Raw genomic sequence first — 16,977 nt, forward strand, 5'->3', positions numbered from 1 at the left:
TCTGGTGCCCCTATCTCTGCAGTGTGCCCCTGGGAGTTAGGCAATAGGGGCAATCCAGCCATTCATCGCGCAGTCCGGCCCCGCAGCCCACGCAGGTGGCGGTGCTGAGGTTGCGGGCCCTGATCTCCTGCTCGAGTCCTGAGTCCGTCAGCAGCACCCGCTCCACCTCCTCCAGGCTGGTGTGGCCTTGGCGGGCCAGTTCCAGCCCGTAGCCCAGCAGCGTTTTCATGCCATTGCTGAGGGCCAGGTGGCGCAGCTGGTCGGTGCCGGCGCCTTGGCCGATGGCCTCCGCCATCACCTCATTGACGCGCATCACCTCGTACACGCCGATGCGGCCCTTGTAACCCAGGCCATGGCAATGGCTGCAGGTGTTGTTGGCCGGAGGCTGATAGAAGCTGATGGAGCTGTTTTGGCTGGCCTCCAAACCAAAGCGGGCCAGGGTGGCTTCTTTTGGTTGGTAGGGCTGGCGGCAGTGGGTGCAGAGCTTGCGCAGCAAACGCTGGGAGAGCACGCCGATCAGTGAGGCGCTCAGCAGGTAGGTCTCCACCCCCATCTCCTCAAGCCGGGCTACAGCACTGGGCGCGTCGTTGCAGTGCAACGTTGTGAGCACCAGGTGGCCGGTGAGCGCGGCCTCCAGCGCGGTTTTGGCCGTCTCCAGATCGCGCGTTTCCCCAACCAGCAAAACATCGGGGTCTTGGCGCATGAAGGCCCTTAGGGCCTTGGCGAAGTCCACCCCCTTTTCGCGGTTGACCTGGGTTTGCGTGATCCCAGCCAGGGTGTATTCGATCGGGTCTTCCACCGTGGAGATGTTGAGCCCGGGATCGTTGCGCTCGGCCAGCAGCGAGTAGAGGGTGGTGGATTTTCCTGAGCCGGTTGGCCCTGTGACGAGCAGGATTCCGTAGGGCTTGCTGCCCATGTCCCGCACCTCGGCCAAGGCGTGGGAGTCGGTGATCAGTAGATCAAGCCCCAGTTCGGTGGCACTGGAATCCAGCAGCCGCAGCACAATTTTTTCGCCGAAGCGGCTCGGCAGCACGCTGACGCGGAAATCAACGGTGTTGCCTTGATACCGCCGGCGAATGCGGCCGTCTTGGGGTTGGCGGCGCTCGGCGATGTCCAGGTCCGCCATGATTTTGAAGCGGCTGGTGAGTGCCGGAATCACCTTGGCCGGCAGGGTTTCAAAAGCGTTCTGCAGCACGCCATCAAGCCGCAGCCGCACATGCAGTCCGTCCTCCTGCGGTTCGATATGGATGTCGCTGGCCTGGCGGCTGAGGGCTTGCACCAAGATGCGATCCGCCAGCTGAATCACCGGCGAGGTGTCGCGATCGTTGGCGCTCTCCACCAGGTCCGGCCCATCCGGCGGCGGCGGCGGCGCGAAGCTTTCAAAGCTCTCGTCGAGTTCGAAGCGTTCCAACGCTGCTCCTCGGACTGTCTCTGCTTTCAGGATGGCTGGGTTTTCCGACCTTGATCCAGGGGTCGGCCTCCCAGCAACATGGCAGGACTGCACGCGTTGCCCCGATGACCGCCGAGCCTCCTACTTCCCCCTCTCCCTCCGAGGCTGAAGTCAGCGTGGAGGATCAGCAACAACCCATAGCTGAGGCTCAAGTCGAGCAGCCTGCCGCTGACGCTGCTGCAGCGGAGCCAGAGACCACTGCTGAGGCCCCTGAAGCCCCGGCTGAGAGCGGTGATCGCGCGGCTGCTTTGGAGGCTGAGCTCACGGCTCTGCGCCAGGAACACGAGACCGTGCGCAGTCAATACATGCGCATCGCCGCTGATTTCGACAACTTCCGCAAGCGACAGCAGCGGGACGCCGAAGATCTCAAGCTGCAGCTCACCTGCAGCACCCTTGGTGAGATCTTGCCTGTGGTCGACAACTTTGAGCGGGCCCGTCAGCAGTTGAATCCTGAGGGTGAAGAGGCTCAAGCCCTGCACCGCAGTTATCAGGGGCTCTACAAGCAGCTGGTGGATGTGCTGAAGCAGCTGGGTGTCTCGCCCATGCGCGTGGAAGGTGAACCCTTTGATCCCACCCTGCATGAGGCCGTGCTGCGGGAGCCCAGCGATGCCCATTCCGAAGATGTGGTGATGGAAGAGCTGCAGCGGGGCTACCACCTCGATGGCCGCGTGCTGCGCCACGCCATGGTCAAGGTGTCGATGGGTCCAGGTCCGGCAGCGGCCCCGGAGTCAGCTCCGGCTGAGGGCAACTGATGGCGGATTACTACCAGCTGCTGGGTGTTGATCGTGATGCTGATGCCGACACGCTGAAGCGCGCCTACCGGCGCATGGCGCGTCAGTACCACCCGGATGTCAACAAGGATCCTGGCGCTGAGGAGAAGTTCAAGGAGATTGGCCGCGCCTATGAGGTGCTGGGGGATCCCCAAACCCGCGCCCGTTACGACCAGTTCGGTGAAGCCGGCGTGTCTGGGGCGGCCGGCGGCATGCCCGACATGGGCGATATGGGCGGCTTTGCCGACCTGTTTGAAACGTTCTTCAGCGGCTTTGGCGGCTCAGCTGGTGGCCCCCAACGGCAACGGGGCCCGCGGCAAGGCGACGACCTGCGCTTTGACCTCAACATCAGCTTCCGCGATGCGGTCTTTGGCGGCGAGAAGGAGATTCAGATCCGCCATCTGGAAACCTGCGGCACCTGCAATGGCAGCGGCGCCAAGAAGGGTTCAGGCCCTGTGACCTGCAGCACCTGCGGTGGTGCTGGCCAGGTGCGCCGGGCCACGCGCACGCCGTTTGGCACCTTCACCCAAGTGGCCCCCTGCCCCGCTTGTGAAGGCACCGGTCAGGTGATTGCTGATCCTTGCCCCGATTGCAGCGGCCAAGGTGTGCAGCAGGTGCGCAAGCGTCTACGGGTCAACATCCCGGCGGGCGTTGATTCCGGTACGCGGCTGCGGGTGAGCGGCGAGGGCAATGCCGGCCAGCGGGGAGCTCCGGCGGGTGATTTGTATGTGGTGCTGTATGTCCAGAGCGATTCCAAGCTGCGCCGCGATGGCATCAACATCCACTCCGAGCTGAAGATCAGTTACCTGCAAGGAATCCTTGGCGACAAGGTGCAGGTCGACACGGTGGATGGCCCTGTGGAGTTGCCCATTCCTGCCGGCACGCAGCCCGGTGCGGTGCTGACGTTGAAAGATCACGGCGTGCCCCGGTTGGGCAACCCAGTGGCGCGGGGTAATCACCTGTTCACCATCAACGTGCAGTTGCCCGGCAAGCTCGAACCCCGTGAGCGCGAGCTATTGCAGGAACTGGCCTCAATCTCCACCTCCCATCCCAAGGGCAAAGGTGGTTTGTTTGGCGGCCTGTTCAGCTAGATGGACTTACGGGGCACCCCTTGCCCGTTGAATTTCATCCGCACGCAGCTGGCCCTTGAGAAGTTGGCCAGCGGTGAGCAGCTTGAGGTGCTCCTGGATGCCGGTGAACCCGACGCGTTGGTGTCTGCGGCCCTACAGGGAGATGGTGCGGCCGCGGCGCTCGTGCAGGAGATGCAGCGGCAACAACAGAGTGATGGCTCGGTGCGGTTGTTGATCATCCGTGCTTGAACCCTTCGCTGCCCAGGTGATGGCCTTGGAGGCCAACTACCTGCGGGTGCGCCTCGATCATCCCGGCCCCGATGGGCGACGGTTGTTGCTTTGCACGCGCAGGGCTCGCTTGGCCCATGGCGGCTTGAAGGTGATGGTGGGCGACCGGGTTGGCGTCGAGGGTTGCGATTGGGTTGAAGGCCGCGCGGCAGTGGGGTCCTTGGAGCCCCGCCGCAATCAATTGCAGCGCCCGGCTTTGGCCAATGTGGATCAGGTGCTGGTGGTCATGGCTTTGGCGCAGCCAGCCATCGATCCTGAGAGCCTCAGCCGCTTTTTACTGAGCGCTGAAACCGCCGGCGCCGAGGTGATCCCGGTGTTAAGTAAGGCGGATTTGGTGTCCGATCAGCAGCAGTGGTTGGATCGTCTGGTGGGCTGGGGGTATCAGGCCCTGGCGATCAGCCGCCATGACCCTGCTGGCTTAGCGGCTCTCGAGGATCGGTTGAGTCGTGGGGTGGCTGTGTTGTGTGGTCCCAGCGGTGTGGGCAAAAGCAGCCTGCTCAATGCCTTGGTTCCTGAATTGCAGCTCCGCACCGCAGCTGTCTCCGGCAAGTTGCAGCGCGGTCGCCACACCACCCGCCATGTGGAACTGCATGATCTACCAGCGGGCGGACTCTTGGCGGACACCCCTGGGTTCAATCGACCGGAGTTGCCTGCCGATCCTGAGCTTGTGGCGCAACTCTTCCCTGAAATCCGCCAGCAGCTGGAGGCCGGCGTGCGCTGCCGATTTCGCAACTGCCGTCACCTGCAGGAGCCTGGTTGCGGCTTGCAGCGGCAATGGGAGCGCTACCCCAGCTACGTGGAGCTGATGGGCTGATTCAGCCCCCCAGCCCTGGGAGGTTCAGTCCGCCAGTGAGTTCTTCCATCCGCTCTTTCATGGTCGCGGTGGATTGGGCATAGGCGTTCTGGAGTGCTTCGAGGGTGGCTGCTTCGGTGGCTTCTTGGCCGCTGGCCAACAGCTCGGGAGCCAGGCGCACCCGCAGGGGCTGTTGGTTGCCGGATAGCCAAATGCTGGCCTTCCCGTCGACGCTGCTGCCCTCGATCTCCATGGCATCGAGCTCTTCTTGCAGTTTTTGAGCGTCTTGCTGGATTTGCTGAGCTTTTTTGAACGCTTCTGTCAGCTGACCGAAGTTGGGGAGACCGAATCCAGCCATGCCAAAAAAGAAGGGCCCGCCAGGTTAGGCCGCAGCTGCCTGGGAATTGGCGAAGCAACCCAGCCGCATCACCTCAGGATGCAACTGCAGCCCATGGGCCTGCTCTACCACCGCCTGAACATGGCGAATCAGCGCATCCATGTCGGCGGCTTGGGCGTTGCCGGTGTTGACGATGAAATTGGCGTGCAGGGTGGAGACTTCCGCGCCACCAATGCGGTGACCCTTTAAACCCAGGCCCTCGATCAGCCGCCCTGCTTTTTGAGGCTCGGGGTTGCGAAACACACTGCCGCAGCTGGGAAGTTGATAGGGCTGGGTGCTGGTGCGTTTGTGGAGATTGCTGCTGGTGCGAGCGCTGAGTTCGCTGGGGTCGCCGCCCGCTTGAAGCCTGAAACGGGCTGAGAGCACCACCAGAGGCTCGCTTTGCAGGGCGCTGTGGCGGTAGTCGTAATCCAGCTCGTTGCAGCTCATGCGCCGGGTTTGGCCGCTGCTGGGATCCAGCACGGTGGCATCGATAAGGCTTTCGGCGATGCAACCCCCTTGGGCTCCAGCGTTCATCACGACCGCGCCGCCTACGGTTCCGGGGATTCCAACCGACCACTCCAGTCCGCTCAAGCCGGCCTTCGCAGCCCGCCGGGCCAGCGTTGGCAATGGTTCACCGGCCTGGGCTTCGATGAGTCCGGTGGTGGGCTCCAGCTGTGATCCCTGCAATCGGCGGCTGCAGATCACCAGGCCAGCAAGGCCCTCGTCGCTGATCAGCAGGTTGGAGCCAGCTCCGATGAAGCGCATCGGCAGCTGCTGCCCCCTGCCCCAATGCACCAGGGCTTCGAGGTGATCGCTGCTGTCGGGTTCCGCGAAAAAGTCGGCAGCTCCGCCCACCTTCCAGGTGGTGAAGTCCCCCAGGGGCACGTCTTTGCGCAGGTTGAGATCGGCGGGGATCTCCATGGTTCAGGCGGCCGTTGCCAATCCTTGTTGATCGGCGCTGGATTGCAGGCGGCTCCAGAGCTGATTGACATCTCCAGCCCCCATCACCAGCACCAGATCGCCTGCGCTGCTGCATTGCTGAACGGCGTCCACCAGGCTGTCCATGTCTGCCAAGGCCCTGGCGGAGTGGCCCGCTTGTTGAACTTTCTCGGCGAGGGCGGCGCTGCTGATCCCTTCAATCGCGGATTCCCCAGCGCTGTAGAGCGGAGCCACCAGCACCTCATCGGCGGAGCCCAGGGCTTCGGCGAAACGCTCCATGAACTGAGCTGTACGGCTGTAGCGATGGGGCTGAAACACAGCCACCACACGCTTGGGAACCCATGGCAGGGTGCTCTTGCCGCTGCTCACCATCAGCTGGGCCATGGTCAAGGTGGCGTCCACCTCGCTGGGGTGGTGGGCGTAGTCATCGACGATCAGCCGCCCTTGCCATTCGCCGCGCAGGTCAAAGCGCCGGCCTGGAGGCACTAGCTCAGTGAGTGCCGCCTGCAGATCAGCAAACGAGGCACCGGCCAAACGGCAGGCAGCCACCGCAGCCAGGGCATTGCTGAGGTTGTGGATTCCTGGCATGGGCAAGGCCAGCTCACCGAGCCGCCTGCCGTCTTCGAGATAGTCGGCCCGGCATCCAGCCCCATCGAGGCTGAGGGGCACAGCGCGGAAATGCGCCGAGCTGTTTTCCTGGAGGCTCCACCAGTGATCGGCGCTCAGCTCGGCGCTCAAGACCGGACAGTCCCGATTGGCCAAGACGCTGCTGCAGTTCCCGCTGAAACGGCGCATCGTGGCGATCAGGGCGTCGAGATTGGGGTAGTGGTCGGTGTGGTCGAGCTCGAGGTTGGTGATCAGCCCGAGTTGGGGATGGAATCGGACCAGGGAGCCATCGGATTCGTCGGCTTCAGCCACGAGCCACTCACCGGCTCCATTGCGGGCATTGCTGCCGAAGGCGGGCACCACCCCGCCGATGATCGCCGTGGGATCCAGTCCAGCGCTGTGGAGCAGGCTGGCGATCAAGCTGCTGGTGGTTGTTTTGCCGTGACTGCCAGCAACCGCGATGCTGTGCTGCGCATTGATCAGCCAGGCCAGCAGTTCTGAGCGATGCACCACCCGCAGACCTGCCCCACGAGCCGCTTCCAGCTCGGGATTGGTTTCGGGGATAGCGCTGCTGACAACAACCAAGGGCGCGCGGTCGACGCCAGAGCAGATGGCGTCGATGGTGGCTGCGTTCTGCTGTTGAAAAACCCGGGCTCCCTGTTGGCGCAGCAACTGCGATTGCGCCGATTGCTTGGGATCAGAGCCGGTGACGTTGTAGCTGCGCTCCGCCAGGATCCCGGCGATGGCTGACATGCCAATGCCACCCACCCCGATGAAATGAACCGGCTGCTCTGCCGTCAGTGAGAGGGGCTGGGACAAGGCAAACAGGGGCCTGCGAAGACCATAAAACCGTTCTCCCTGCCTGGACTAAAAAGACTCCAGATTGCAGCGAAAACTTCGATTCGGAGTCTGTATGATCGGCAGCCAAATTCCCCAATAGTCGGGATTTATCCCGAATTGCTATGACCCTTCGTGTTGCCATTAATGGTTTCGGCCGCATCGGGCGCAACTTCATGCGCTGCTGGCTGAGCCGCGGTGCCAACACGGGTATCGAAGTGGTGGGCCTGAACGACACCTCCGATCCGGCCACCAACTCCCACCTGCTGACCTACGACACGATGCTGGGCCGCATCAGGGATGCAGAGATCAGCCACACCGAGAACACCATCATTGCCAATGGCCATGAGATCAAGTGCTTCTCGGACCGCAACCCCCTGAACCTCCCTTGGAAGGAGTGGGGCATCGACCTGGTGATCGAGTCGACCGGTGTGTTCAACACCGACGAGAAGGCCAGCATGCACATCCAGGCTGGTGCCAAGAAGGTCATCCTGACCGCCCCTGGCAAAGGTGATGGCGTGGGCACCTTCGTGGTTGGCGTGAACGCGGATCAATACCGCCACGAAGATTTCGACATCCTCTCCAACGCCAGTTGCACCACCAACTGCATGGCTCCGATCGTCAAGGTGATCGACCAGGAGTTCGGCATCGTTAAGGGCTCGATGACCACGGTGCACAGCTACACCGGTGACCAGCGCATCCTTGATGCCAGCCACCGCGACCTGCGCCGCGCCCGCGCCGCAGCCATGAACATCGTTCCCACCACCACCGGTGCTGCCAAGGCTGTGGCTTTGGTTTACCCCGAGGTGAAGGGCAAGCTCGATGGTTTGGCTCTGCGCGTTCCCACCCCCAACGTCTCGTTGGTGGACATGGTGTTCAACGTCAGCAAGGACACCTCCCGCGAAGAGGTCAATGCTGTTCTGAAGGCTGCTTCTGAGGGCGCCTACAAGGGCATCATCAAGTACTCCACCTTGCCCCTTGTGTCTTCCGACCTGGCCGGTACTGACGACTCCACCATTGTTGATGCCGAGCTCACCAAGGTGATGGGCGGCGACCAGGTGAAGATCCTCTCCTGGTACGACAACGAGTGGGGCTACAGCCAGCGTGTGGTTGACCTCGCTGAGATCGTTGCCCAGCGTTGGGCTGCCTGATCCAAGCCTTCCAACTCAGTTGAAGTGTTCAAACCCTCTGCCCTCGGGCAGGGGGTTTTTGTTGTCAGCCCAACAGGGATGGCCAGCAGCTTCACCGAGTTGGCCGAGGTGTTGGCTGCCCGGAAGCTGGCGCAACAGGGCTTGAGCCCAGCTCGGCTCTAAGGCCAGCACCAGCTCAAAGTCTTCGCCGCCATCAAGGCAGAGGCTCCAGAACGGATCGCTGGGTTCCGGCAGAGCGTGGCGGTTGAGCTCAGGCTGGCAGCCGCTGGCGCCGCCTAGGAGTTCCAGGCTGCGGCGTAGGCCATCGCTGCTGTCGGTGCCGCCTACACGCCACGGTTGTCCGTCGGGCCGGCTGGCATGCAACGCCGCAACGGCATCAAAGCGCGGTTGCGGGCGTTGATGGCAGCGGATCGCCGTTTGCCGCTGCTCGCTGGGCAGGCTCTCGGCCCAGGCGGCTTGACCGAGTAGCAGCTGCAGGCCTAGGGCACTGCGGCCGTGGGCACCGGTGCTAACCAGCCAATCTCCAGGCTTGCCGGCTCCCCGCTGGATCAGCTGATCAGGATGAACCGGCCCCAGGGCTGTGATCGCCAGCACCAGTTGTTCACCGCTGCTGCAATCACCTCCCAGCAGATGGCCTTTGTGGCGCAGCAGCAACTCCTGCATGCCCCCATAGGCCTGCTCAAGCCAGTGCACCTGAGTGTCTCCAGGTGCACTGAGTGCCACGGTGATTCCTTCACAGCGGCGGCATCCCATCGCCGCCAAATCGGAGAGGTTGGCCGCAGCAGCGCGCCACCCTGCGGCTGATGCCGGTGTGGTCTTGGCCGAGAAGTGCACCCCCTCCACCAGGGTGTCGCTGCTGATCACCCAGCGCTCTGGGCTGATCTCAGGCAGTAGGGCGGCATCGTCGTTCCACTGATCGGCTCTGGCGAAGGCCGCTAACCGCCTGATCAGCTCCTGTTCACCGATTTGGCTGAGGGTTAGCCCCTCAGGCATGGCTCTTGAGGTTGTCAGCTCCGCTGATCACCTTGGCGCTGATGATTGTGTCGTCCATGGTCATCTCCTTGAGTACCTCGGACCCCTCAACCACATAGCCAAAGGCTGCATTGCGGCCGTCCACCAGGTTCAGACCAGCTGGGGTGAGCTCGGCTTCATACAAGAAGAAGAAAAACTGAGACGAACCATCGTCCAAGGCCTTGTCGGAGTGGGCCCAGCCCAGGGTGCCCAAGGTGGCAAAGGGCAGCACCGGCGTGGCTTTGAACAGGCCGAGATCCTCAAAGGTCATGTTGTAGATCGGTGAGGCATCCCCTGGCACCAGAATCTCGAGGGGAACGTGGCGTTCTTGCTTGGTTTTCGGATCGATGAAGCCCTCGGCGTCTCCCTTGGGATTGCCGCTTTGCAGCACGTAGAAGTCTTCGGCCCGTGAGAAGGGCAGCCCGTCATAGAAGCCCCGTTGCACCAGATCCACGAAGGCTCCACCGGTCAGTGGTGCGCTGTAGCCGTCGATGACGGCGGTGAGATCGCCTTGGCTGGTGCGAATCTCCACCGTGGCGCGCCCCAACAGCCTGGGGAGGTCATCGAATTCCGAGGGGATGGCGTAGGGGAAGTCCCCAATAAACAACTCCTCCAAGGCGCCAATATCGGCCAGGGTCAGGCGGCGCTGCTCGAGGAATCCATCTCGCTCTTGCAGCTCGCTGCTGGCACAGAGCTCCTCAAGATTGGTGTCGAGTTGGCTGAGCAGTTGCTCGGCTTGGGGCTGCAGCTCGCTCGGAACGGCTTCGAGGATGGCGCCGCGTTTGAGGCTGAACTGGCGCTGGGTGCGTTCGCAGCTGGTTTTGATGCTGTTCCAGCGCCGGGCCCGGAGGTCATCGCTGGTGCCTTCCAACCGGTGCTGAAGGTCCCTGAGATCGGCCTGATCAACGGGCAGGGAGTCGCGCAGGATGGCCGCTGGATCAGTGACCGCATTCCCCGGGGGCAAGGCGGCCAAAGCGGTTGCTGGCGACAACAGAGCCAGTCCAAAGCTCAGGATCAAAGCCAGCAACTGCGGGATCAGAGCGCGAGCCACGGCTGCCCGTTCAGTAGCGGCGACCACCGTACAATCCGCCTCAATCCATTCGCCGGGAATGATCTCCAGCAACGACTTCCGCACTGGCACCACGATCGAGCTGGATGGTCAGGTGTGGCGTGTGGTCGAGTTTCTCCACGTGAAGCCAGGCAAGGGCTCGGCCTTTGTCAGAACCAAGCTGAAATCAGCCCAGAGCGGCAACGTTGTTGAAAAAACCTTCCGCGCAGGCGAGATGGTTGCCTCAGCGCTGCTGGAGAAGTCCACCCTGCAGCACACCTACATGGAGGGCGAGGACTTTGTCTTTATGGATATGGCCTCCTATGAGGAAACTCGCCTGACGGCGAAGCAGATTGGTGAAGGCCGCAAATACCTCAAAGAAGGCATGGAGGTGAACGTGGTGTCCTGGAAGGACAACCCCATCGAGGTCGAGCTGCCGAATTCCGTGGTCTTGGAAGTCACCGAAACCGATCCCGGTGTGAAAGGTGATACAGCCACTGGTGGCACCAAGCCAGCCATCGTTGAGACTGGCGCGCAAGTGATGGTGCCCTTGTTCATCTCCATTGGCGAGAAGATCAAGATCGACACCCGCTCTGACAGCTATCTGGGCCGGGAGTCCTGAGGATCATGCAAATGGACCAACAGGCCCTGCGCGAGCTGCTCGAATTTCTGTCAAGCAGCGATATTCAAGAGCTCAAGCTCGAAGGTGATGACTTCCGCTTGGAAGTCAGGCGCAACATGCCAGCGCCCCAGGCGGTGATGCTGCCTGCTCCAGCTGCGCCAATGGTTGCTGAGGTTGCAGCCGCCGCCCCTGCTGCCGCGGCATCACCACCGCCAGCCGCTGCGGCCAGCCGTGGTGATTTGGTGGAGGTCAAAGCGCCGATGGTGGGCACCTTCTACCGGTCCCCGGCTCCGGGTGAGGCTCCCTTTGTGGAAGTGGGCTCGAAGATCAGCAACGGCCAAGCCGTTTGCATCTTGGAGGCGATGAAGTTGATGAACGAACTCGAGGCTGAGATCTCTGGCGAAGTGGTGGAAATCCTTGTGGAAAACGGCACTCCGGTTGAGTACAACCAGGTGCTGATGCTGGTGCGCCCCAGCTAGCCCAGCTCCACCGCCGTATCAATGGCCGCCAGCATGCTGGCGCCGCGTGCGCTGCCTTGGCCGGCTCGATCAAACCCTGTGCCGTGATCCGGTGAGGTGCGCAGGAACGGCAACCCCAGCGTGGTGTTCACGGCCTGATCAAAGGCCAGCACTTTGACTGGGATCAGGCCTTGGTCGTGATACAGCGCCAGGTAGCCATCACATCCCTCCTCCACGTGTTGGGAATCATTCCAGGCTTGGGCTGCGCCGAGCCAGCAGGTGTCCGGTGGCACGGGACCTTCCAGCTGGAGGTTGTTGTGGCGCTGTTGATAAGCCTGCAAGCAAGCGGTGATCCAGCGCTGCTCTTCGGTTCCCAGTTGACCGGCTTCGCCGGCATGGGGGTTGAGTCCGGCCACCCTGAGGCGGGGACGCTGACGAAAGCGCCGGCAAAAGTCCTCGAGCTGGCCCAGGCGTCGTTCCAGTCGCTCTGGCGTCAACGCTGCGGGGACGCTGCTGAGCGGAATGTGGGTGGTGGCCAGCAGCGTGTTGAAACGCCAGCCGCTCTGGGGTGAGCGGGCTGTGAACAGCATGGCCGCGTCCTCACAGCCGCAGAGTTCAGCCAGCCGCTCGGTTTGCCCGGGGTAGTGGTGGCCGGCCTGGTGCCAGGCGGTCTTGGCGATCGGGGCGGTGACCAAGGCCTGAGCGCGGCCATCGAGCACGGCCTCCGTTGCTCGGGTGAGCCAGCCGAATGAAGCGGCTCCAGCAGCGGCGCTGATGCTTCCCGGCGTGATGGCTTCTGTGAGCGGCTCATCAACCATCTCCAGCTGGCTCGGATCAGCCAGCGGCTCATGGCAGCAGGGCAGGAGCTGCTCGTAGCTGGCTTGCAGCCACTGGCGGCAACCCACCAACAGGGGATTGAGGCTGGGGCGATGGGCTAAAGCCTTTAGGACCACCTCAGCTCCGATGCCAGCGGGGTCGCCAAGAGCAATGGCTAGGCGCGTCAAGCCTTAAGCAGCAGCAGCTTCCACCACTACATCAGGCATGGATTCGAACTGGCCCAGCAGCTGGCGAAACACGCCATGGCAGCGGCAATCGGGGCTGCTGCTGATCGAGTCGTTGCTAATCACACACTGCAGTTCACGCCGCCCATCTGGGTTGGTGTGCTGATCGAGGAGCACCACTGCTCGATCGCGTAGACGTTTGACCGGTTGGCTATCCACCAGGCTGATGGACTCACCAATGGCTGAACGGACCTTGAAACCCTGGCTTTGAAGTGCTTCGGTAGCGATCGGCAGCAGATCCATATCTGGACGCTGGGTTCGGCTGAAGCACTCAAATCGGGCCATGGGCTCAACCAATTTGCGGAAATTCAAGGCAGTCCTTATTAAGGACGCACTAAAGGATTGTTCGCTTTTTCACCTGGTTCCACTGTTCGTCATAAACCATGTTGCGTTTGTTGCTCCTCGCCCTGTTGCTTTTAGGCCTTGGAACCGGGCTGCAGCGCGGTTGGCTTGAGGTGCGCTGGGATCGGCTGGGTCAGGATTTGGAGACGTATGTCAATCGAGAGCCTCAGCCTTGAGGCAGGCCTGCAGTCCCTCCCGGTAGCTGGGATAGGTCAACGCATAGCCCAGTGCTTGGGTCAGCTTGCGGTTACTGACGCGCCGGTTGTCGCGCCAGAAGCTCAGGGCCATCGGGCTCATGTTGCCTTCAACCGCTTCAAACCATTGCAGTTCCGGCAGAGGGCAGCCCAGCAGGTGGGCTGAGTAGCCCAGCAGTTCACTGCTTGGGGCTGGGCGGTTGTCGCAGACGTTGACGATGCTGGGCCGTTGCGTGGCCGGTAGCCGCAGGCAGTGCAGCAGGGCGCCAACGATGTCGTCGACATGCACGCGGCAGAACACCTGCCCTGGTTTGTGCACATGGCGGGCGTCTCCCCGCTGCAGCGCCAACAAGTTGTTGCGCCTGGGCCCATAAATGCCTGGCAGGCGGAACACTTGCACCGGCCAGCCACTGTTGAGCCAGGCCTGTTCGCACTGCAGCCGGGCCTGGCTGCGGGGCAGCAGATCTGCCGCTGGAGGCGTGGATTCATCCACCCATTCGCCGCGTTGGTTGCCGTAGACGCCGGTGGTGGAGAGGTAGCCCGTCCATTGCAAAGGCAGTCCATCGAGCAGTGGTTTCAGGCTGCTCAAGCAAGGGTCCTGCCCTTGGCGATCAGGAGGGGCTGTGACCAGCAGATGGCTGATTCCTTGGAGCTCCGATGCACTGGGTAGCAGGCCTGTGCTGCTATCGAACGGCAATTCCCCAGCGGCGGCGGGTGCCCGGCGGTGGGTCACCACCACATCGGCGCCTAGCTGGCGTAGTCGCTCAGCAAAGCGTTGGCCCGTGTAACCGCCGCCAACCACCAGCAGACGCTGGCCAGGATCCAGCGGGTTGACAGCTCCTAAAGAAGTGAGTACACCTGTATCACTCACTAATACACCTGTTCCATGACCTGCTCCACCATCATCCCTGCTGCTCAGCCCAGGCGTGCTTGGTTAAGCCCCGTGGTGCTGGCTGCAGCCATTGCAGCGGCTGGTTTGTTGCTGCCCGAAGAGCCCCAACTGCAGGCGGAGCTGTGCCAGCGCACCAGCAGCGTTAAGGCCTGTCAGGTCTGGTGAGTCCCTTACGCGGCTTGGTAGTTAGTTGGCGTCTGAAGCGGCACCACACCATTGCCGCTGGTCTCTTGCGTGTTGGATGACTCGCTGGGCGTTGCCCATTGCAGGAGGCGAACGGCCAGCCTTAAATCACCGTCGAGCCAGGCGCGGATGGCCATGGCGCGGCGGGGATCGTAAAAGCGTTGACGGCGATACCACTGGAAGGCATCGGAGTCACTTTTGTGCCCGTTGCAGGAGAGGCAAGACGGCACACAGTTCTCAGTCACGCTGAGGCCACCGCGGCTGCGGGGCCAGACATGATCGATTGATTCCGATGGCTTGCCGCAGTAGATGCAGGTATGCCCGGTGTATTCGTGGAGAGATTGACGCCACCGTCGGACGCGGAGCTTGGGACAGAGTTCCTCGAGGAACACCGCATCGCTCTGATGCATCCGAATCTCCCGGATTTGGCCCAAGTCTGCGGATGATTGTTCGGCTGTCAATGTGCTGCAGATTGCACTTTGGCCAGCGGGTTAGGCGCTCTTGTTTTCCGGCTGATGCGGCTTAAATTTATGAATGGCCAAGCAGATTGTGAGCATCGGGCTTTCTCTCACAGCTGCCGGGGACGTCTTATTTCGTTGCCCGCCAGATCCTGTTAGCCAAGCCCAGATTCGGCGGATCAGACCGCGCGGCCGCTGGCAGCAACGCCAAGGCGGTTGGGTCTTCCCTTTTGAGGCTGCCTGGCAGCTGACGCATCACTTCGGTGAGCGTTTTCCCATTGATCCGGCGCTGCAGCAGTGGCTCGACCAGGTGCGCTGCCCATTGCCGCCTTTGCCAGCTCACCGTGAGCTGATTGCTGCGGCTGATTTGCAGCAGCCCCTCTCCGATGGCCGCCAGCTGCTGGCCCATCAACGGGCTGGGGTGCGTTGGTTACTGGCACGCCGCGGGGCGGTGTTGGCCGATGAAATGGGCCTGGGCAAAACCCTGACTGCGTTGGCTGCCGCGCGGGCCTTGCTGCGCTGCAGTGCCACCCGTTTGCTGGTGGTGGCCCCTGTGGGGCTCCACGACCATTGGCGCCGCGAGGCGCTGGGGTTGCAGCTCAGCCCCGAATTGCTGAGTTGGGCTCGGCTGCCGCAGGAGCCGCCCGATGGTGGCTGTGTGTTGGTGGTGGATGAAGCCCATTTCGCCCAGAACAGTCAGGCCAAGCGAACTCAGGCGCTGTTGCGTTTGGCGCGCCATCCACGCATGCGGGCGGTGTGGCTGTTGACGGGCACGCCCTTAAAAAACGGCCGGCCCGTTCAACTGCTGCCGTTGCTCATGGCCATCGGCCACCCCTTAGCCCGGGATCGGCTTGCCTACGAAACCCTGTTTTGCAACGGGCATTGGCGTCAAAGCGGCCCGCGCATGGTGTGGGACTGCCAAGGGGCCAGCCGGCTTGATGAGCTCCAGCGTCTGCTGCGGCCCCAGTTGCTGCATCGCCGCAAACGCGATTGCTTGGATTTGCCCCCGAAGCTGCGCCGCTTCCATGCGGTGGTGCTCAAGCCTGAGGCACAGCATCAGTTTGATCGGGCCCTGCAGCAGCGTTTAGACGCCTACCGCAAGCGCGCAGCTGCCGGCTTGGTGCGCTCCGATGCGGAGCGTTTGGCCCTGCTCACGGCGCTGAGACAACTGAGCTCCTTTCATAAGCTGACTGCCCTGCAGCAGCTGCTTGATCAGCTGCAAGCCTCGGGTGATCCGGTGGTGGTGTTCAGCGGTTTTCGCGGGCCGCTGCTGCAGCTGCATCGCTTGCGCGGCGGTGAGCTGCTTACCGGCCTGGTGGATCCCACCGAGCGGCTGCAGCGGCTGCAGCGATTTCAACAGGGCGATTCCAATTTGCTGCTGGCCACCTATGGCGTTGCTGGTTTGGGTCTCGGTTTGCAGCGGGCTTCTCAGGTGATCTTGCTTGAGCGTCCTTGGACGCCCGGTGATGCTGAGCAGGCGGAGGATCGTTGCCACCGTTTTGGCACCCGCCGCACCGTGGAATGCCATTGGCTTCAGCTCGGCGGTGCTGACGCTTTGGTGGATGGCTTGATCCTCAGCAAATCCGAGCGCATTGAAGTGGTGCTTGGTCGTCAGCGGCGGCAGCTGCGCCGCCAAGGTTTGGCGCGCATGCTCGATGAATTGCTGCAGAACTAGCGGCAGCTATCGGCCCGCACCAAAATTTCGGCGCGTAGGTCGTTGTGGCTCTTCGCTCCGCTGGCTTGGAGCAGAGCGGCGGCTTGGTCGATGTCTTGGCAGGCGGCGTCCTTGTTCTGCAGCAAGGTGTGCAGAAGAAAGCGATCGTTGCGGGGCCGCGGATCCTGGGGATGGGCTTTCACCACCCGATTGCAGCGCTGCAAGGCCCGGTCCAAAGCATTGGCTTCCACATCGGCTAAGCAACTGTCCGCCTCCAAATGGCTGGAGCGGCAAGCACCCAAGATCACCAACCCCATCCCCACACCGATGGCTTTGGTCAGCTGACCCTTGCCCATGACGCGTCAGTAGCTGTAGCGGTCGTCGTCGGTGGTGCTGCTCTCGTTGCTCAGGCCGGCATCAAAATCCTTGCCTGCAGTTTCGCTGCCTGAATAGAGGGCTCCCAGGTACTTGCCGCAGTCTTGGTACTTGTCCTGCTTGGCTACCACGCTTTCTGTGACCATCACGGCTGCGTGCTTCGGCGAGGTCTTGAACAGGCCAGTGCTCTGACGCTTGATGCGCTCGTAGGCCGCTTTCCAGCTGACGTTGTGGGAATTGCCCGTCTTGCGCATGAAGCAATAGATCTCGGCTCCTTTATCCCCGGCTTCATTGGCTTCAGCCGGCAGGCTGCCCATGCAGCTCAGCCCTAGGGCCAATGCCATGAGTTGGTAGCGCGTAGCAGCCATACCTTTCCCCAGCTTGATGAACTGGGCC

The 16,977-nt window shown here is 62.4% G+C and carries 21 protein-coding genes; 9 read left to right on the forward strand and 12 right to left on the reverse strand.

All coding sequences use genetic code 11. From position 1 onward, the window contains the following. Positions 1 to 10: 10 nt before the first annotated feature. Complete coding sequence (locus SynMINOS11_RS00100; RefSeq protein ID WP_186548992.1) at positions 11 to 1,504, reverse strand: GspE/PulE family protein; 1,494 nt, start codon at positions 1,502 to 1,504, stop codon at positions 11 to 13. An 11-nt stretch (positions 1,505 to 1,515) separates the two neighbouring features. Between SynMINOS11_RS00100 and grpE the strand changes: the two genes are divergently transcribed. Genes grpE through rsgA form a run of 4 tightly spaced genes read left to right on the forward strand, consistent with a single transcriptional unit; the run spans position 1,516 to position 4,392 of the window. After that, positions 1,516 to 2,202: a nucleotide exchange factor GrpE gene (gene grpE, locus SynMINOS11_RS00105; protein ID WP_186548994.1), complete on the forward strand. Its 687-nt coding sequence runs from the start codon at positions 1,516 to 1,518 to the stop codon at positions 2,200 to 2,202. Then, positions 2,202 to 3,311 carry a molecular chaperone DnaJ gene (gene dnaJ, locus SynMINOS11_RS00110; protein WP_186548996.1) on the forward strand — a complete coding sequence of 370 codons (1,110 nt, stop codon included), beginning with the start codon at positions 2,202 to 2,204 and terminating at the stop codon, positions 3,309 to 3,311. Before grpE ends, dnaJ begins: the two co-directional genes overlap by 1 nt. Continuing rightward, the gene (locus tag SynMINOS11_RS00115; protein WP_011934441.1) at positions 3,312 to 3,539 is read left to right on the forward strand and encodes a sulfurtransferase TusA family protein; all 228 of its coding nucleotides are present in this window, start codon (positions 3,312 to 3,314) and stop codon (positions 3,537 to 3,539) included. Beyond that, entirely contained in the window at positions 3,532 to 4,392 is an 861-nt protein-coding gene (gene rsgA / locus SynMINOS11_RS00120; RefSeq protein ID WP_186548998.1) for a ribosome small subunit-dependent GTPase A, read from the forward strand. Before SynMINOS11_RS00115 ends, rsgA begins: the two co-directional genes overlap by 8 nt. 1 nt (position 4,393) lies before the next feature. Here the strand turns inward: rsgA and SynMINOS11_RS00125 are convergent, their stop codons facing one another. From SynMINOS11_RS00125 to murC, 3 genes are read right to left on the reverse strand one after another with little or no spacing between them, the layout of a single operon-like run. Then, positions 4,394 to 4,729 carry a YbaB/EbfC family nucleoid-associated protein gene (locus SynMINOS11_RS00125; protein WP_011934443.1) on the reverse strand — a complete coding sequence of 112 codons (336 nt, stop codon included), beginning with the start codon at positions 4,727 to 4,729 and terminating at the stop codon, positions 4,394 to 4,396. Positions 4,730 to 4,753: 24 nt separating this feature from the next. After that, positions 4,754 to 5,671 (reverse strand): UDP-N-acetylmuramate dehydrogenase, encoded by a 918-nt coding sequence (gene murB, locus SynMINOS11_RS00130; protein ID WP_186549000.1) that lies wholly within the window; start codon positions 5,669 to 5,671, stop codon positions 4,754 to 4,756. A 3-nt stretch (positions 5,672 to 5,674) separates the two neighbouring features. Continuing rightward, positions 5,675 to 7,048: a UDP-N-acetylmuramate--L-alanine ligase gene (gene murC, locus SynMINOS11_RS00135; RefSeq protein WP_370586206.1), complete on the reverse strand. Its 1,374-nt coding sequence runs from the start codon at positions 7,046 to 7,048 to the stop codon at positions 5,675 to 5,677. Between the two features lie 209 nt (positions 7,049 to 7,257). Between murC and gap the strand changes: the two genes are divergently transcribed. Next, the gene (gap, locus tag SynMINOS11_RS00140; RefSeq protein WP_011934446.1) at positions 7,258 to 8,283 is read left to right on the forward strand and encodes a type I glyceraldehyde-3-phosphate dehydrogenase; all 1,026 of its coding nucleotides are present in this window, start codon (positions 7,258 to 7,260) and stop codon (positions 8,281 to 8,283) included. 15 nt (positions 8,284 to 8,298) lie between these two features. Here the strand turns inward: gap and thiL are convergent, their stop codons facing one another. Both thiL and SynMINOS11_RS00150 read right to left on the reverse strand, forming a co-directional pair. After that, complete coding sequence (thiL, locus tag SynMINOS11_RS00145) at positions 8,299 to 9,276, reverse strand: thiamine-phosphate kinase (RefSeq protein ID WP_011934447.1); 978 nt, start codon at positions 9,274 to 9,276, stop codon at positions 8,299 to 8,301. Continuing rightward, positions 9,269 to 10,345, reverse strand: a complete 1,077-nt coding sequence (locus tag SynMINOS11_RS00150) for a peptidylprolyl isomerase (RefSeq protein WP_043737547.1) — start codon at positions 10,343 to 10,345, stop codon at positions 9,269 to 9,271. Before SynMINOS11_RS00150 ends, thiL begins: the two co-directional genes overlap by 8 nt. 58 nt (positions 10,346 to 10,403) lie before the next feature. On the opposite strand from SynMINOS11_RS00150, the gene efp reads away from it, so the two are divergent. Both efp and accB read left to right on the forward strand, forming a co-directional pair. Then, on the forward strand, positions 10,404 to 10,964 hold the full coding sequence (efp, locus tag SynMINOS11_RS00155) for an elongation factor P (RefSeq protein ID WP_011934449.1): 561 nt from the start codon (positions 10,404 to 10,406) through the stop codon (positions 10,962 to 10,964). Between the two features lie 5 nt (positions 10,965 to 10,969). Then, positions 10,970 to 11,443, forward strand: a complete 474-nt coding sequence (gene accB / locus SynMINOS11_RS00160; RefSeq protein WP_011934450.1) for an acetyl-CoA carboxylase biotin carboxyl carrier protein — start codon at positions 10,970 to 10,972, stop codon at positions 11,441 to 11,443. Here the strand turns inward: accB and pdxA are convergent. The 3 genes from pdxA to SynMINOS11_RS00175 form a co-directional block, all read right to left on the reverse strand. Further along, the gene (gene pdxA, locus SynMINOS11_RS00165) at positions 11,440 to 12,426 is read right to left on the reverse strand and encodes a 4-hydroxythreonine-4-phosphate dehydrogenase PdxA (RefSeq protein ID WP_186549004.1); all 987 of its coding nucleotides are present in this window, start codon (positions 12,424 to 12,426) and stop codon (positions 11,440 to 11,442) included. The two genes, accB and pdxA, sit on opposite strands and share 4 nt — an antisense overlap. Before the next feature lie 3 nt (positions 12,427 to 12,429). Continuing rightward, a complete protein-coding gene (locus tag SynMINOS11_RS00170) occupies positions 12,430 to 12,768 on the reverse strand; it encodes a hypothetical protein (RefSeq protein WP_186549006.1) in 339 nt (112 codons plus the stop codon). Between the two features lie 210 nt (positions 12,769 to 12,978). Beyond that, on the reverse strand, positions 12,979 to 13,890 hold the full coding sequence (locus SynMINOS11_RS00175) for an SDR family oxidoreductase (RefSeq protein WP_186549008.1): 912 nt from the start codon (positions 13,888 to 13,890) through the stop codon (positions 12,979 to 12,981). A gap of 15 nt (positions 13,891 to 13,905) precedes the next feature. Between SynMINOS11_RS00175 and SynMINOS11_RS00180 the strand changes: the two genes are divergently transcribed. Further along, complete coding sequence (locus tag SynMINOS11_RS00180) at positions 13,906 to 14,076, forward strand: hypothetical protein (protein ID WP_011934454.1); 171 nt, start codon at positions 13,906 to 13,908, stop codon at positions 14,074 to 14,076. Between the two features lie 5 nt (positions 14,077 to 14,081). Here the strand turns inward: SynMINOS11_RS00180 and SynMINOS11_RS00185 are convergent, their stop codons facing one another. After that, on the reverse strand, positions 14,082 to 14,504 hold the full coding sequence (locus SynMINOS11_RS00185) for an HNH endonuclease (RefSeq protein ID WP_050815502.1): 423 nt from the start codon (positions 14,502 to 14,504) through the stop codon (positions 14,082 to 14,084). A gap of 124 nt (positions 14,505 to 14,628) precedes the next feature. Between SynMINOS11_RS00185 and SynMINOS11_RS00190 the strand changes: the two genes are divergently transcribed. After that, positions 14,629 to 16,227, forward strand: a complete 1,599-nt coding sequence (locus tag SynMINOS11_RS00190; RefSeq protein ID WP_186549010.1) for an SNF2-related protein — start codon at positions 14,629 to 14,631, stop codon at positions 16,225 to 16,227. Here the strand turns inward: SynMINOS11_RS00190 and SynMINOS11_RS00195 are convergent. Both SynMINOS11_RS00195 and SynMINOS11_RS00200 read right to left on the reverse strand, forming a co-directional pair. Next, entirely contained in the window at positions 16,224 to 16,562 is a 339-nt protein-coding gene (locus SynMINOS11_RS00195) for a hypothetical protein (RefSeq protein ID WP_186549012.1), read from the reverse strand. The two genes, SynMINOS11_RS00190 and SynMINOS11_RS00195, sit on opposite strands and share 4 nt — an antisense overlap. Before the next feature lie 6 nt (positions 16,563 to 16,568). Next, positions 16,569 to 16,949, reverse strand: a complete 381-nt coding sequence (locus SynMINOS11_RS00200; protein WP_186549014.1) for a DUF6554 family protein — start codon at positions 16,947 to 16,949, stop codon at positions 16,569 to 16,571. Between the last annotated feature and the right edge of the window lie 28 nt (positions 16,950 to 16,977).

The organism is Synechococcus sp. Minos11 (assembly GCF_014279855.1).
GTDB lineage: Bacteria > Cyanobacteriota > Cyanobacteriia > PCC-6307 > Cyanobiaceae > RCC307.